A 14,639-nucleotide genomic window follows, 5' to 3' on the forward strand; every position below is an offset into this window, starting at 1 on the left:
CGGTCAGTTCAGATGGCTTGGCCGAGCTTGAAGATCGGCAGATACATGGCGACCACCAGACCGCCGACGAGCACGCCGAGCGTGGCCATGATCATCGGCTCGAGCAGGCTCGACAATGCGTCGACCAGCGCGTCGACCTCGGCTTCGTAGAAGTCGGCGACCTTCGCGCACATCGCATCGAGCGAGCCGGACTCTTCGCCGATCTGCACCATCTGCGTCGCCATGTTCGGGAACAGGCTCGACTGCTGCATCGTGAAGTTCAGCTGCTGGCCGGTGGCGACCTGATCCTTCATGCGCAGGATCGCTTCGGTGAAGACGATATTGCCGGCGGCCTTGCCGACTGATTCCATCGCCTCGACCAGCGGCACGCCAGCCGCGAACATCGTCGACAGCGTGCGCGCGAAGCGCGCGACCGCCGATTTGTAGAGGATGTCGCCGACCACCGGAATCTTCAGCAGCAGGCGGTCGAGCAGGCGCCGGAACTTCGCCGATCGGCGCTTGGCCTCGAACAGCGCATAGAAGCCGCCGCCGACGATGCCGATAATCATCCACCAGTACGACTGCACGAACTTCGACAGGCCGATCACCATCAGCGTGAACGCCGGCAGGTCGGCGCCGAAGCCCTGGAACAGGTTCTGGAACTGCGGCACCACGAAGTACAGCAGAATGCCGGTGACGATGAAGGCGACGACGATGACTGCGGCCGGGTAGGTCAGCGCCTTCTTGACCTTCTTCTTGATGGCCTCGGTCTTTTCCTTGTACGTGGCGATCTTGTCGAGCAGGGCCTCGAGGGTGCCCGACTTCTCGCCGGCCTCGACCAGATTGACGACCAGATCATCGAAGTACAGCGGGAACTTGCCGAGGCTCTCGGCGAACGAGTGACCGCTCTCGATATTGGTCTTGATCGCCATGATCATCTCGCCGAGGCTCGGGTTCTCGTGCCCCCGGCCGACGATTTCGAGCGACTGCACCAGCGGCACGCCGGCCGCCATCATCGTCGCCATCTGGCGCATGAAGATGGCGATGTCGCCGGTGGCGATCTTCTTCTTGCGCTTGCCGAACAGCGAGGACTGCTTGCGCACGAAGATCGGATTGATGCCGTCGCGGCGCAGCTGCAGGCGGATGAAATGCTCGCTCGGACCGATGCGGTCGCCCTTGATGCGATTGCCCTTGCGATCGGTGCCCTCCCAGCGGAAGGTGTATTCCTTGACTGCCGCTGCGTCCGCCATCTACCGCCCCCTAAACGTCCAGAATCCCGCCCGTACCGCTGCTAGTCGCCGACCGTGCAGGCATTGGCCTGCAAAAGATCGATGGCGCCGTTCCTGACCTTGCGCAGTGCCGAGGCACGCAGGTCGGCAACACCTTCCCGGTGTGCTTGCGCGGCCAGCTCCAGGGCGCTGCCGCCCTCCATGATGATGCGCCCCATTTCCTCGGAGAACGGCATCACCTGATAAATGCCGGTACGGCCCTTGTAGCCGTGGTCGCACTGATCGCAGCCGACGGCCTCGAAGATCCGGAAGTCCGGCGCGTCGATATCCGCCTCGCTGAAGCCCTGGCGGATCAGCTCGGCGCGCGGAATGTCCGCTTCGCGCTTGCAGTGCTGGCAGAGCTTGCGGGCGAGGCGCTGGGCGATGATCAGCGACAGTGTCGAGGCGATGTTGTACGCCGGTACGCCCATGTTCATCAGGCGCACGATGGTCTGCGGCGCGTCGTTGGTATGCAGCGTCGACAGCACCAGGTGACCGGTCTGCGCCGCCTTGATCGCGATTTCGGCGGTTTCGAGATCGCGGATTTCGCCGACCATGATGACGTCCGGGTCCTGGCGCAGGAAGGCCTTCAGCGCCGCCGCGAAGGTCAGGCCGACGCGCGGATTGACGTTGACCTGATTGATGCCCGGCAGGTTGATTTCCGCCGGGTCCTCGGCCGTCGAGATGTTGATGTCATCGGTGTTGAGGATGTTCAGGCCGGTGTACAGCGACACCGTCTTGCCCGAGCCGGTCGGACCGGTGACGAGAATCATGCCCTGCGGCTGCTGCAGGGCTTTCAGGTACGATTCCTTCTGCTCCGGCTCGTAGCCGAGCGCGTCGATGCCGAGCTGGGCCTGCGAGGGATCGAGAATACGGCAGCAGATCTTCTCGCCGAACAGCGTCGGGCAGGTGCTGACGCGGAAGTCGATCGCCTTGGTCTTCGAGATGTACAGCTTGATGCGGCCGTCCTGCGGCACGCGGCGCTCGGCGAGGTCGAGGCGCGACATGACCTTGACGCGCGCGGCGAGGCGACCGGCCATCGCCTGCGGTGGCGTGGCGATGGTCTTGAGCTCGCCGTCCTTGCGGTAGCGGATCCGGTAGGTCTTCTCGTACGGCTCGAAGTGGACGTCGGACGCGCCGAGATTGATGGCGTCGACGAAAACCTTGTTGACGTAGCGGACGATCGGCGCGTCGTCAGCGTCGGCCTTGGTGACGTCGACGCCGGATTCTTCGTCGCCGCCTTCGACTTCGAGATTCTCGAGGTCGGCGTCGCCGAGGTCCATCTTCTGCGATTCGGCGGCCTGGATCGCCGATTCCAGCGCCTTGACCAGCTTGTCCTCTTCGACGAGGACCGCCTCGGTCATGTTGCCGGTCGCGAACTTGATCTCGTCGAGCGCCTGCAGGTTGGTCGGATCGGAGACCGCGACGAAGGTCTTGCGGCCGCGCTTGAACAGCGGCAGCGCATGGACCTTGCGCAGGACCTTGTCGCTGACCTCGCGGGCGACGGCCGGATCGATCTCGATCGCGGTCAGATCAATCAGCGGCGCGCCGAACTCGATGCTGGCGGCTTCGGCGATCTTCTGCGCCGACAACGTCTTGGTTTCGAGCAGCGCGGAGACGAACGGCGTGCCGTTCTTCAGCGCCCGCTGCTGCGCTTCGCGCGCCTGTTCGTCGCTGATCAGCTTGTCGGCCACCAGACGACGGGCCAGTCCTCCGAGGAAGACCGGGTTGGCCGGAGGTGCGGTGCCGATAGCCATGGAGGGTCAGGCGTGCGGAAAGTGATGCGGATCGCAGAAATGTAGGGGGGCGCCATGTCGGGCGTCAATGCAGGGCCGTCCGCTTACATGACCGCGCCCGCCACCGTTGGTCGGGAACGCATCCTGCATGGACGCAAACACGAACGGGCGGATTGCTCCGCCCGTTCGATTGCGGCCGCGCGGCCGCACGCCCCGATCGCCTCCCGCCGCGCGCTGGCAGCGCACGCGCTAGTTGCGCTTCATCGAGTCGAAGAACGCCGCGTTGGTCTTGGACTGGCGCATGCGGTCGATCAAGAGCTCCATCGCCGCGATTTCGTCCATGTCGTGCAGCAGCTTGCGCAGGATCCAGACCTTGTTGAGGTCGGTCGGATCCATCATCAGCTCTTCCTTGCGCGTGCCGGAACGGTTGATGTTGATGGCGGGGAACACGCGCTTCTCGGCGATACGGCGCTCGAGATGCAGTTCCATGTTGCCGGTGCCCTTGAATTCCTCGTAGATGACTTCGTCCATCTTCGAGCCGGTGTCGACCAGCGCCGAGGCGAGGATGGTCAGCGAACCGCCTTCCTCGATGTTGCGCGCGGCGCCGAAGAAGCGCTTCGGCTTCTGCAGGGCGTTGGCGTCGACGCCGCCGGTCAGCACCTTGCCCGAGCTCGGCGCCACCGTGTTGTAGGCGCGCGCCAGACGCGTGATCGAGTCGAGCAGGATCACCACGTCGCGCTTGTGCTCGACGAGGCGCTTGGCCTTCTCGATGACCATTTCGGCGACCTGCACGTGACGCGAGGCCGGTTCGTCGAAGGTCGAGGCCACGACTTCGCCGCGCACCGTGCGCTGCATGTCGGTGACTTCTTCCGGGCGCTCGTCGATCAGCAGGACGATGAGGTACACGTCCGGGTAGTTCGCCGCCAGCGACTGCGCGATGTTCTGCATCATGATGGTCTTGCCGGCCTTCGGCGGCGAGACGATCAGGCCGCGCTGGCCTTTGCCGAACGGCGCGACGAGGTCAATGATGCGGGCGGTGATGTCCTCGGTCGTGCCGTTGCCGCGCTCCATCTTGTACTGCTTGTCGGCGAACAGCGGCGTCAGGTTCTCGAACGAGACCTTGCGCTTGGAAACTTCCGGCGGCTCGAAGTTGATCGTGTCGACCTTGAGCAGCGCGAAGTAGCGCTCGTTGTCCTTCGGCGAGCGCACGCGTCCGGCGATCGAGTCGCCGGTGCGCAGCGAGAAGCGGCGGATCTGGCTCGGCGAGATGTAGACGTCGTCCGGGCCGGCGAGGTACGAGCTGTCGGGGCCACGCAGGAAGCCGTAGCCGTCCTGCATGATTTCCAGCACGCCTTCCGTATAGATGTGATCGCCGCGCTTCGCCGAGTGGCGCAGCAGCTGGAAGATCAGGTCCTGCTTCTTGACGCGGGCGATGTTCTCGAGGCCCTGCGCTTCGGCCAGTTCGAGCAGCTCGGACGCAGTCATGCGCTTCAGGTCCGGGACGCGGATGACCTTCGGCGGTTCCGGCGGCGTCTGCGGCACGGACGGGCCGTTCGCGCCGCCGGCTTCTTCGTCGTCCGACATCTGCGGCGCCGGCATGCGCGGCTGGTCGGCATGCGCCTCGGCGCTCAGTGACAGCGCCAGGCCCTCGTCGCCGCCTTCAACGTCCTCCGGCTGGATGTCCTCCGGGAACCCCATGTTGGCGTTCGGGTTGTGATTGCCCTGGTTGCCCTGGCGGTTCTGGCCACGCTGGAAACGACGACGATGCTTCATAAAGGGTTTGCTGGTTACGCGACGGTGATGTGGGGGGCAACGAAGGCAGCGAGCTGCGCCTTGTGCACGGCGCCGACCTGCGTCGCCGCCGGCGCGCCGTTCTTGAACAGAATCAGCGTCGGGATGCCGCGAATGCCCAGCGCGGCCGGCGTCTGCGGATTCTCGTCGACGTTGAGCTTGACGACCTTGAGCTTGCCGGCATTTTCGGCGGCGACCTGATCGAGGATCGGCGCGATCATGCGGCACGGGCCGCACCACTCCGCCCAGAAGTCGACGAGGACCGGCTGGGTCTGGCTGGCGAGCTTGACGTCCTGCTCGAAGCTGGCGTCGGTGACGGCGGAGATATGTTCACTCATGGAAGAGCCTCGGCAAATGGGAAGGTAGAGCGGGAAAACGCCCGCACGCTCCGGAAGTGGGGGGTGGTTTTCAGCGGTTCGGGCCGCGCAAAATCGGCGGCGGACCGTTATGATTAATCTTTGAACGACGGGGAAATAACGCGGGCCGGATGCAGCAAGCGGTCTAAATTCACTGCCGGGCCATTGATGAACGTTATTTGATCTGAATCCTTTGCGCCTTGCAAGAGCCGATCATCCGCCGCGATATACCACCGAACGCTGAATTGAATGCAACCTGACCATCTTTCTCCGACGCGGTTCGCCGATCTGCCGCTGCACCCGAGCCTGCAGGCGAGCCTGCAGCAGCTGGGCTACACCCATTGCACGCCGATCCAGGCGCAGGCGCTGCCGAAGGCGCTCGCCGGCGAAGATCTGGCTGGCCAGGCGCAGACCGGTACGGGCAAGTCGGCGGCATTCCTGCTGGCGACGATGAATCATCTGCTGACGCATCCGCGCGCCGAGGGCGACGATCCGAACCAGCCGCGCGCCTTCATTCTCGCGCCGACGCGCGAGCTGGCGGTGCAGATCTACAACGACGCGCTCGGGCTCGGCAGCCAGACCGGCCTGCGCATGACGGTCTGCTACGGCGGCGCCGGCTATGAGCAGCAGCGGCAGAGCATCGAGGCCGGCATCGACATCCTGATCGGTACGCCGGGCCGCCTGATCGACTACTTCAAGCAGGGCACTTATCACCTCAAGCAGATCGAAGTGCTGGTGCTCGACGAGGCCGACCGCATGTTCGACCTCGGCTTCATCGCCGACATCCGCTACCTGATCCGCAAGATGCCGCCGGCGAACCAGCGCAAGAACTATCTGTTCTCGGCGACCCTTTCGCACCGCGTGCTCGAGCTCGCCTACGAGCACATGAACAACCCGCAGAAGATCGAGATCGAGCCCGATCAGGTCACGGCGGAGCGCGTGCGCCAGGAACTGGTGCATGTCGCCAACGACGAGAAGCTGCCGTTCCTGGTCGGCTTGCTGCGCAACCGCAACGCCTTCCGCACGCTGGTCTTCGTCAACACCAAGCGCGGCGCCGAACTCGTCGAGAGCGCGCTGAAGGTCAACGGTTTCGACGCGCGCGTGCTGTCCGGCGACGTTTCGCAGGGTACGCGCCTGCGCCTGCTCGAGGATTTCAAGCAGGGCAAGCTGCCGGTGCTGGTCGCCACCGACGTGGCGGCACGCGGCTTGCACATTCCGGGTGTCGATCTCGTCGTCAACTTCGATCTGCCGCAGGACGCGGAGGACTACGTGCACCGCATCGGCCGCACGGCGCGCGCCGGCGCGTCCGGCGACGCGGTCTCGCTGTGCTGCGAGACCTGGGTCTATTCCTTGCCCGAGATCGAGAAGTACATCGGCAACCGTCTGCCGTTGATGGCGGACGGCCATGCCCTGATCGCCACCGATTTCGTGGCGCCCAAGCCGCTGCCGCGCCGCCAGCCCTCGGGGCCCGGCGGCGGGCGCGGGCGGCGTCCGCAGCGCCGGCCGCGCTGAACGTCGCAAGCGGGCCGGCGAGCGGCCGTTGATTTGCTCGGAAAGGTTGGTATATTCCGGCACTTAGGAGAGAAACCTCAGATGAATCGCGGTCCTTCCCGAGCGCTCGCTGGTGTTGATTACGAGATGACACGGCCGCGCCGCGCGCCGCGCCGTCTGCAATGGCTGCTGGGGCTGGTCGCCGTTGCCGCATTCGGATCGGCCTGGCTGCTGCGTGACGGCGGGGCTGCCGTCGCCAATGAGGGCAGCGCTGTCGGGCCGCAGGTGCCGGTCGCCACCCTGCCGGTGGCGGACGCCGCAGTCTCCACCACTGTGCCGATTCCGCTCGATCGCGTGCTCGTCGAGGACGAGCCGGAGACGGCGGACGCCGGCGATCTCGCCGACGAGGCGGAAGACGGTGACGCGGGCGCGCAGCTGGCCGCGCTGAGCAGCGCCATGACCGCGCCGGTGACGCCGAAGGCCGCTGCCGAAGCGGCGTCGGTCCAGGTGCCGGCCGCCGCCGAGGTGCCGGCCGCCGCCGAGGCGCCGGACGAGGCGGAGGTCGATTCGCTCGCCGAGCAGATCGAGAAGAAGCCGCAGCGCCGGCAGCTGACGCTGCCCGCCGGCCTCAAGCTGAAGTCGAGCGTCGTGCTCGTCGTCGACCAGAAGACCCAGGAAGTGCTCGCCGCGCAGAATGCGGATGCGGTGCAGCCGATCGCGTCGCTGACCAAGCTGATGACGGCGCTGGTCGTCACCGATGCCCAGCTGCCGCTCGACGAAGTGCTCGAAATCACCCGCGACGACATCGACGCCGAGAAGCACAGCTATTCGCGTCTGTCGCCGGGCCTCAAGTTCACGCGCCGCGAGCTGCTGCTGCTGGCGCTGATGTCGTCGGAGAATCGCGCGGCGTCGGCGCTGGGGCGCAACTATCCGGGCGGCCGTCCCGCGTTCATTCGCGCGATGAACGCCAAGGCCCAGGCGCTCGGCATGACGCATACGCGCTATGCCGACAGCTCGGGCCTGTCGAGCCGCAACGTCTCGAGCGCGCACGATCTCGTCAAGCTGGTCGACGCCGCCTACAAGGTGCCGCTGATCCGCGAGTTCTCGACGCGCGTCGAGCACACCGTGAAGCCCGGCCGCCGCGCGATGCACTTCGTCAGCAGCAACCGGCTGGTGCGCGCCAAGAACGACTGGCGCATCGGCCTGCAGAAGACCGGTTTCACCAACGAAGCCGGGCGTTGCCTGGTGATGCAGGCGACCGTCAAGGGACGGTCGCTGGTGATGGTGCTGCTCGACTCGGACGGCAAGTTCACGCGCTTCGCCGATGCGCAGCGGGTGCGTAGCTGGGTCGAGAGCGGCGCCAGGAACAAGACCGCGTCGGGCAAGAGCCTGCAGCAGGCGCGCAGCACGTCCTGACGCCATCGGCCGACGCGCGGCAGCGTTCGAGAAAAGGGGCCGTCAGGTCCCTTTTTTCTGTCCGCGGTTCAGGCGGCGCGGTGTTCGGTCGGCAGCGTGGCGGCGAGCTCGGCGAGCGTTTCGACCGAGCGCATCGCCGGCAGCGGGCGCGCTGGCAGGCCGCTGTCCGGCTTGCGGATGCCGATCACCTGGTCAATGCCGAACGCCTGCGCTGCCGACAGCACCGGCATGCTGTCGTCGACGAACAGCGTGCGCGCCGGATCGAACGGATGCGCCGCCTGCAGGGCATGCCAGAAGCGCAGGTCTTCCTTCGGATGACCGAAGTCGTGCGAGCTGAAGACCTGGTCGAAGTAGGGCCGCAGCCCGGTGTGCTCCAGCTTCAGGTGCCAGCTGTCGCGATGCGCGTTGGTCGCGATCCACATCTGGCGGCCGCTGCGCCGGACCAGGCGCAGGAAGTCCTCGGCGCCCGGGACCGGGCGGATGCGGGCGCGGATCTCGCGCTTGAGGGCCGCCATGTCGAGTCCGGTTTCGCGGCTCCAGTGATCGGTGCAGTACCAGGGCAGCGTGTGCTGCACGGCGCCGAACTTCGGCTCGAGCTCGCGCAGCGCGTCCTCCAGCTCGATGCCGTACTTCGCGGCGTAACGTTCCGGTACCAGCTCGCGCCAGAAGTAGTTGTCGAAGGCCAGGTCGAGGACCGTGCCGTCCATGTCGAGCAGGACCCAGTCGACGCGCTGCCAGTCGATCAGATGTGCGTTTGCGAGGCTGTCCATGTCCGTATGATACGAGCCATGACGACCTTCAACGAGCTGTATGACGCCGTCGTGGACATCGCGCGGCAGGCCGGCGAACGCATCATGGCCGTCTATCGCGGCGACTTCTCCGTCACGCTCAAGTCCGATGCCTCGCCGCTGACGCAGGCCGATCTGGCCGCCCACCGGCACATCCTCGCCAGCCTGCAGGCGCTGACGCCTGACGTGCCGGTGCTGTCGGAGGAGGCTGCCGACATCGCGTTCGAGACGCGCCGGCGCTGGACGCGCTACTGGCTCGTCGACCCGCTCGACGGCACCAAGGAATTCGTCAAGCGCAATGACGAATTCACCGTCAACATCGCGCTGATCGAGCACGGCGTCGCCCAGCTCGGCGTCGTGCACGCGCCGGCGCTCGGCCTGAGTTACGCGGCTGCGGTCGGCCGCGGCGCCGAGCGCTGGCGCGCCGGCGAGCGCGGCCCGATCCGCACGCGCGCGGTGCCGCCGCGGCCGGCATTGCCGACTTTCGTCGTCAGCAAGTCGCATCGCGACGCGGTGCTCGACGCTTTCCTCGCGCGGGCTCCGGCCCATACCGCGGTCAGCCGCGGTTCGTCGCTGAAGTTCTGCCTGGTCGCCGAGGGTTCCGCCGATCTCTATCCGCGAACCGGCCCGACCTCGGAGTGGGACACCGGCGCCGGCCAGTGCATCGTCGAGCGGGCCGGCGGCCTCGTGCTGCGCACGCCCGAGCTGACGCCGCTGCGCTACAACGAAAAGGACTCGCTGCTGAACCCGACCTTCGTCGTCATCGGCGATCCGGGCTACGGCTGGGCGCAGAAGCTGGCGGCATGATCGACGCGCGCGTCGCGGCCCTGCACGCCGAACTCGGCATCACCGCCGAGATGCTGCGATCGCGCGGCCTGCGCGCGCATGCCGAGGCGCAGCGCCTGCAGCCGGTCGGGCTCGGCACCGACGGCCGCGACAAGCTGCTGGTGCCGGCGGCGGCGCGGGCCTGGCAGTCGATGCGCGCGGCCGCGGCGGACGACGGCATCGAACTCCTGCTGGTCTCGGCGTTTCGCAGTGTCGAGTTCCAGGCGGCGCTGATCCGCAGCAAGCTGAAGAAGGGGGCGCCGATCGCCGAGGTTCTGCGCGTCAACGCGCCGCCCGGCTACAGCGAGCACCACAGCGGATGCGCGGTCGATCTCGGCGATGCGCAGACGCCGCCGCTCGATGAAGCCTTCGAAGGCACGGCGGCGTTCGCCTGGCTGCAGGCGCATGCGGACGCGTTCGGCTTCCGGCTTTCGTATCCGCGCGACAATCGTGAGGGCTATCTGTACGAGCCCTGGCACTGGTGCTGGCATCGCCGCGTGCGTCGCGACGGCGCGCAATAGCGCTTGCGCCGCGCCGCGTCGGGCGCGGCTCAGAGCGGAACGGCGTTGAAGTCGGCGGCTTGCGGATGTGCCGGTGCCGCGACGGCCTTGGCGTCGCGCAGCAGCTGGCAGGTGCGCAGCCCGGCGGCGCGCGCGGCGTCGAGCTCGGCGCCGACGTCGGACAGGAACAGCACCTCGTCACCCGGCAGGCCGATCTCGCCCAGGATCGCGCGGTACGAATCCGCTTCGCGCTTGCCGCCGATGCGCGTGTCGAAGTAGCCGGAGAACAGCGGCGTGAGGTCGCCGTAGGCGGTGTGGCCGAAGATCAGCTTCTGCGCCTCGACCGAGCCCGAGGAGTAGACGTACAGCGCCTTGCCGTCGGCATGCCAGCGGCGCAGGCATGCCGGCGCATCGGCATAGACGTGGCCCTGCAGCTCGCCGTTCTCGTAGCCGATCTTCCAGATCAGGCCCTGTAGCGCCTTGAGCGGCGTGATCTTGCGGTCCTCGGCGATCCACTGCTCGAGCACGTCCGCCGCCTCGTCGATCGACAGGTCGCGGCCGACGACCTGCTCGACGTCGTCGAGCAGATGCTGGACCTGATCGTCGCCGGCCTGCTCGCGCAGGAAGCCGCGCAGGCGCTGCCTGGCGTACGGGAACAGCGTCTCGTGAACGAAGTCGATCGAGGACGTGGTGCCTTCGATGTCGGTGACGATGGCTTTGATCATTTTTTTTCCTGAGCCGTCATGGGCGCGGTGTCCGGCCCGGACATCCCTGGCCGCGCAGTCGCCGGCACCAACGTCCGCCGCACATGCGCGAAAGTCCGGTTCACCCTGCGCGAGCGATGACGATGGTCTTGATCATTCGGCGCCGTGTTCAGGCCGCCGGTTCGAACTTCGGGAAGCGCTCGGCGATCGTGTCGCCGGTGAAATGGCCGACCCAGCCCTCCGGGATGCGGAAGAAGCGGATCGCCTTGAAGTTCGGCTTCGGCCCCATGTCGAACCAGTGCGTGACATTGGCCGGCAGGTTGATCAGATCGCCCTTGGTGCAGACGGTCAGATAGACCTTGCCGCCGGCGCGGACGTAGAACGCCCCGGCGCCGTCGACGAAGAAGCGCGTCTCGAAGTCGTCGTGCGTGTGCTCGGACAGGAACTTGCCGCGCGCCGCTTCGGCCTGCGGATGATCCGGGTGCATGCTGACGACGTCGACCGACACGAAGCCGTACTTGGCGTTCAGGCGCTCGATCTCGGCGCGGTAGGCGGCGATGACCTCGTCCTGGCCGGCGGTCGCGGACAGCGGCTGCGAGGCTTCCCAGCGCTCGAACTCGACGCCGACGGCGGCGAGCTGGTCGCGGATCTCTTCGAAGCCGGTGTAGGTGCCGAGCGGCTGGCCCGGGTCCTGGTCGGAATAGACGGCGAGCGTGGTCATGGCGATCCTCCTTCGAACTGCAGACGTTTACGAGTGCAGCTCGCACTCGAACATGAATTCCAGCGCCTCGACGCGCCAGCGCGCCTGCGCGACGTCGGTGCCCCAGGCGTAGAGCCCGTGGCCCGCGATCAGATAGGCGGGCGTCGCCGGATGCCGCTTCATATGGGCGTCGACCGTCGCGCTCAAGCGCGGAATGTCCTGATCGTTGGTGAACACCGGCACCTCGACGCTGGCGTCGTGCGTGGTGATGCCGGGCAGCAGCTTGAGCAGCTCGTAGCCGGCCAGGCGGATCGAGCGCAGGCGCCGCGACAGCACGGTATTGGCGATCGAATGCGTATGCAGCACCGCGCCGATCGCCGCGTCGTGGCGGTACAGCTGGCAGTGCAGCAGGGTCTCGTACGAGGCCTTGCGCGCCGAAGCGATCGGTACGCCGTCGAAGCCGGCTTCCAGGAAGTCCGCCGGCGTCAGCTCGCCCTTGTGGCAGCCGCTCGCCGTGATCAGCATGCGCTCGGCATCGAGGCGTGCGGAGAAATTGCCGCCGGTCGCCGGAATCCAGCCGCGCTGGTGGAACAGGCGGCCGGCGTCGATCAGCTGCTGGCTGTAGGTCTGGATGTTCATCGAGCCGCGCACTTTAGGGCAGCGCGCGCGGCGCTGCCAATGACGGAGAATCGCAGGTCTTATAGCGCCGGGATATGACGGACAGGGCTACGGCTTGCCGAGCGGCAGATTGATGAGCGGCACGGCGCCGCCGGCCACGGTCGCCGGCAGGTGGCCGTCCCAGCGCTCGATGGCGCGGATCTGCGCCTCGATCTCGCGCAGCCGGATCAGTTCCGGCGTCACTTCCTGCTTCTGGGCGCGCAGCGCCGCGGCTTCCGCCTCCGCCTGCGCGATGCGCTGCTTGGCCTCGATCTGCACGCGTTCCAGGTCGCGCTGCGCCTTGAGGGCCAGCTGTTCGGCTTCCTGCTTGGCCTCGATCGCACGGGCGAACTGCTCGGAGAACTTGAAGTTGGTGATCGAAACTTCATCGAGCAGCAGCGCGTGCTTGCCGCGCTCCTGGATCTTGGCTTCGAGCAGCTCGCGGATGGCGGCGCGCACTTCCTCGCGCTTGGTGATCAGCTCCTCGGCCGTGTAGCGGGCGGTCACCGCCTTGAACGACTCCTGCACGGCCGGCTGGATGACCTTTTCCTCGTAGCCCGGCCCGATTTCCTGGTAGAGCCTGGCGACCATGTCGGCGCCGATGCGGTAGTTCAGCGTGATCGCCGTATGGACGGTCTGCAGGTCGCGGCTGGCGGCCTCGCCGACCGAGTCGAGCCGGGCGACGCGGATGTCGATCTTGATGACCCGCGCCAGCGGGTTGACGAGGTGCAGGCCCTCGTCGAGCGGAACCGGATCGACGCGCCCGAACAGCGTGACGACGCCGCGATGGCCGGACGGCACGACCGCCAGCGGCGACAGGCCGTAGAGCACGAACAGGCCGATGACGAGCACGGCGAGGGCGCCGACCCAGCGAATGTTGCGCATGACGCTTTCCCCCCGAAAGTCGATGAATGCGAGAGCCCGGGCCTTCAGGCCACCAGGAACAGCGAGGCGAGCCCGAGGAAGATGAAGAAGCCGAGGCTGTCGGTGGTGGCCGTGAGCATGACGCTGGAGCCCATGATCGGATCGCGGCCGAAGCGCTGCAGCGCGACCGGAATGACCAGGCCGGCGGTCGCCGCCAGCAGAAGCTCCAGCAGCATCGCCGAGCCGATGACGAGCGCCAGCTTCCAGTCGTGGTACAGCGCGAAGGTCACGGCGCCGAGCGCCGAACCCCAGACGGTGCCGTTGATGCCGGCGATCGCCAGTTCGCGCAGCAGCATCATGCGCAGCTGCGAGGGCGCCATCTGGTTCAGCGCCAGGCCGCGGATCACCAGCGCCATGGTCTGATTGCCGGTATTGCCGCCGATGCTGGCGACGATCGGCATCAGCGTCGCCAGCGCCACCAGCTGGGCGATGACCGGCTCGAAGGCGTCGATCACGCGCGAGGCGACGAACGCCGTCAGCAGGTTGAGCGCGACCCAGGGCCAGCGCTTGCGCGCGCTCTGCATCGGCGGCGTGAACAGGTCCTCGTCCTCTTCGGTCAGGCCGACCTGGCGCAGGCCTTCGTTCTGCGCGCGTTCGTTGATTTCGTCGATGACGGCATCGACCGTGATGCGGCCGACGACCTGCTTGTGCAGGTTCACGACCGGCGCCGAGATCAGGTCGTACTTCTCGAACGCGTCGACCGCGTCGCGGTCGCGGTCGTCGGTGAAGAAGTAGGTGGGCTGCGTCAGCATCACCTGGCTGACTTCGTCCTCGGGCTCTTCGAACAGCAGCTTGTCGAGCGGCAGCACGCCGCGCAGGCGATTGTTGCGGTCGACGACGATGATTTCGTTGCTGTGCGGCGGCAGCGGCTTCTTGCGCCGCAGCAGGCGGTGCACCGCTTCGAGCGTGGTGTCCTCGCGGACGGCGATGTAGTCGAGGTCCATCATCGCGCCGACGCTGTCCTCCGGGAAGCTCAGCACCGAGCGCACCTCGGCCTGATCGGCGCGGTCGACGTGCTCGAGCACCGCGGCGCGCTGCTCGTCGGGCAGCGAGCTGACGAGGTCGGCGATGTCGTCGGAGTCCAGCGTGCGCACCACCGCCGAAATCTCCTCGGGCGCCATGTGCTCGACCAGCGAGCGGCGCACGACGTCGGAGACTTCGAGCAGCACGGCGCCGCGGCGTTCCGGCCGGACCAGGCCCCAGGCCATTTCGCGTGCTTCCGGCGCCAGGCTTTCCAGCACGAAGGCGATGTCGGCCGGGTGGAAGTTGGTGAGCCGCTGCGCCAGCGCCGCCTGATGCTGGCGCGCGACCAGCTGGGCGACGACGTCCTGCTTGCGGTTCTCCGAGCGCGACAGCAGCTCCAGCTCCAGCGCCTGGCGGGACAGCAGCTCGATCACCTGGGCGCGGGCGTGCTCCAGATGGCGATGGTGCGGCGTGGTATCGGCGTTGTCGGGCATCGTCGCACGCGACGGTGGAGGGGAGCCGATCGGGTCGCGATCAGGCC

General features: G+C 67.1%; 14 protein-coding genes. 4 read left to right on the forward strand and 10 right to left on the reverse strand.

Translation table 11 applies throughout. The features are described 5' to 3' along the window. Positions 1-8: 8 nt before the first annotated feature. From H149_RS0108525 to trxA, 4 genes are all read right to left on the reverse strand, one after another. Complete coding sequence (locus H149_RS0108525) at positions 9-1,229, reverse strand: type II secretion system F family protein (RefSeq protein ID WP_020649326.1); 1,221 nt, start codon at positions 1,227-1,229, stop codon at positions 9-11. A gap of 41 nt (positions 1,230-1,270) precedes the next feature. Beyond that, complete coding sequence (pilB, locus tag H149_RS0108530; protein ID WP_051101825.1) at positions 1,271-3,004, reverse strand: type IV-A pilus assembly ATPase PilB; 1,734 nt, start codon at positions 3,002-3,004, stop codon at positions 1,271-1,273. Between the two features lie 228 nt (positions 3,005-3,232). After that, on the reverse strand, positions 3,233-4,468 hold the full coding sequence (gene rho / locus H149_RS0108535) for a transcription termination factor Rho (protein ID WP_245540489.1): 1,236 nt from the start codon (positions 4,466-4,468) through the stop codon (positions 3,233-3,235). Between the two features lie 302 nt (positions 4,469-4,770). After that, the gene (gene trxA / locus H149_RS0108540; protein WP_020649329.1) at positions 4,771-5,112 is read right to left on the reverse strand and encodes a thioredoxin; all 342 of its coding nucleotides are present in this window, start codon (positions 5,110-5,112) and stop codon (positions 4,771-4,773) included. Positions 5,113-5,379: 267 nt separating this feature from the next. On the opposite strand from trxA, the gene H149_RS0108545 reads away from it, so the two are divergent. Both H149_RS0108545 and pbpG read left to right on the forward strand, forming a co-directional pair. Beyond that, a complete protein-coding gene (locus H149_RS0108545) occupies positions 5,380-6,642 on the forward strand; it encodes a DEAD/DEAH box helicase (protein WP_020649330.1) in 1,263 nt (420 codons plus the stop codon). Between the two features lie 126 nt (positions 6,643-6,768). Further along, positions 6,769-8,037, forward strand: coding sequence for a D-alanyl-D-alanine endopeptidase (gene pbpG, locus H149_RS22085; protein WP_020649331.1), 1,269 nt, complete (start codon positions 6,769-6,771; stop codon positions 8,035-8,037). 68 nt (positions 8,038-8,105) lie between these two features. On the opposite strand, the gene yrfG is transcribed toward pbpG, so the two are convergent. Next, on the reverse strand, positions 8,106-8,807 hold the full coding sequence (gene yrfG / locus H149_RS0108555) for a GMP/IMP nucleotidase (protein ID WP_020649332.1): 702 nt from the start codon (positions 8,805-8,807) through the stop codon (positions 8,106-8,108). A gap of 18 nt (positions 8,808-8,825) precedes the next feature. Between yrfG and cysQ the strand changes: the two genes are divergently transcribed. Next, on the forward strand, positions 8,826-9,632 hold the full coding sequence (gene cysQ, locus H149_RS0108560) for a 3'(2'),5'-bisphosphate nucleotidase CysQ (RefSeq protein WP_020649333.1): 807 nt from the start codon (positions 8,826-8,828) through the stop codon (positions 9,630-9,632). Next, positions 9,629-10,171 carry a M15 family metallopeptidase gene (locus H149_RS0108565; protein ID WP_020649334.1) on the forward strand — a complete coding sequence of 181 codons (543 nt, stop codon included), beginning with the start codon at positions 9,629-9,631 and terminating at the stop codon, positions 10,169-10,171. Before cysQ ends, H149_RS0108565 begins: the two co-directional genes overlap by 4 nt. Positions 10,172-10,200: 29 nt before the next feature. Here H149_RS0108565 and mtnC read toward each other — a convergent pair whose 3' ends face one another. The 5 genes from mtnC to mgtE all read right to left on the reverse strand — a co-directional run bounded on the left by mtnC (position 10,201) and on the right by mgtE (position 14,592). Further along, positions 10,201-10,875 (reverse strand): acireductone synthase, encoded by a 675-nt coding sequence (gene mtnC / locus H149_RS0108570; RefSeq protein WP_020649335.1) that lies wholly within the window; start codon positions 10,873-10,875, stop codon positions 10,201-10,203. Positions 10,876-11,023: 148 nt separating this feature from the next. Next, on the reverse strand, positions 11,024-11,575 hold the full coding sequence (locus H149_RS0108575; RefSeq protein WP_020649336.1) for a 1,2-dihydroxy-3-keto-5-methylthiopentene dioxygenase: 552 nt from the start codon (positions 11,573-11,575) through the stop codon (positions 11,024-11,026). A 27-nt stretch (positions 11,576-11,602) separates the two neighbouring features. Next, positions 11,603-12,193 carry a methylthioribulose 1-phosphate dehydratase gene (locus tag H149_RS0108580; protein WP_026353006.1) on the reverse strand — a complete coding sequence of 197 codons (591 nt, stop codon included), beginning with the start codon at positions 12,191-12,193 and terminating at the stop codon, positions 11,603-11,605. An 87-nt stretch (positions 12,194-12,280) separates the two neighbouring features. Then, positions 12,281-13,096, reverse strand: a complete 816-nt coding sequence (locus H149_RS0108585; RefSeq protein WP_020649338.1) for a prohibitin family protein — start codon at positions 13,094-13,096, stop codon at positions 12,281-12,283. Positions 13,097-13,140: 44 nt separating this feature from the next. Continuing rightward, positions 13,141-14,592: a magnesium transporter gene (mgtE, locus tag H149_RS0108590; protein ID WP_020649339.1), complete on the reverse strand. Its 1,452-nt coding sequence runs from the start codon at positions 14,590-14,592 to the stop codon at positions 13,141-13,143. Positions 14,593-14,639 lie beyond the last annotated feature (47 nt).

It is taken from the genome of Solimonas variicoloris DSM 15731 (assembly GCF_000382285.1).
Taxonomy (GTDB): domain Bacteria; phylum Pseudomonadota; class Gammaproteobacteria; order Nevskiales; family Nevskiaceae; genus Solimonas; species Solimonas variicoloris.

Bases quoted from the DNA above. Each gene is read 5' to 3' on its own strand.
- H149_RS0108525 (WP_020649326.1), bottom strand. From the start codon at position 1,229: ATGGCGGACGCAGCGGCAGTCAAGGAATACACCTTCCGCTGGGAGGGC.
- pilB (WP_051101825.1), bottom strand. From the start codon at position 3,004: ATGGCTATCGGCACCGCACCTCCGGCCAACCCGGTCTTCCTCGGAGGA.
- rho (WP_245540489.1), bottom strand. From the start codon at position 4,468: ATGACTGCGTCCGAGCTGCTCGAACTGGCCGAAGCGCAGGGCCTCGAG.
- trxA (WP_020649329.1), bottom strand. From the start codon at position 5,112: ATGAGTGAACATATCTCCGCCGTCACCGACGCCAGCTTCGAGCAGGAC.
- H149_RS0108545 (WP_020649330.1), top strand. From the start codon at position 5,380: ATGCAACCTGACCATCTTTCTCCGACGCGGTTCGCCGATCTGCCGCTG.
- pbpG (WP_020649331.1), top strand. From the start codon at position 6,769: ATGACACGGCCGCGCCGCGCGCCGCGCCGTCTGCAATGGCTGCTGGGG.
- yrfG (WP_020649332.1), bottom strand. From the start codon at position 8,807: ATGGACAGCCTCGCAAACGCACATCTGATCGACTGGCAGCGCGTCGAC.
- cysQ (WP_020649333.1), top strand. From the start codon at position 8,826: ATGACGACCTTCAACGAGCTGTATGACGCCGTCGTGGACATCGCGCGG.
- H149_RS0108565 (WP_020649334.1), top strand. From the start codon at position 9,629: ATGATCGACGCGCGCGTCGCGGCCCTGCACGCCGAACTCGGCATCACC.
- mtnC (WP_020649335.1), bottom strand. From the start codon at position 10,875: ATGATCAAAGCCATCGTCACCGACATCGAAGGCACCACGTCCTCGATC.
- H149_RS0108575 (WP_020649336.1), bottom strand. From the start codon at position 11,575: ATGACCACGCTCGCCGTCTATTCCGACCAGGACCCGGGCCAGCCGCTC.
- H149_RS0108580 (WP_026353006.1), bottom strand. From the start codon at position 12,193: ATGAACATCCAGACCTACAGCCAGCAGCTGATCGACGCCGGCCGCCTG.
- H149_RS0108585 (WP_020649338.1), bottom strand. From the start codon at position 13,096: ATGCGCAACATTCGCTGGGTCGGCGCCCTCGCCGTGCTCGTCATCGGC.
- mgtE (WP_020649339.1), bottom strand. From the start codon at position 14,592: ATGCCCGACAACGCCGATACCACGCCGCACCATCGCCATCTGGAGCAC.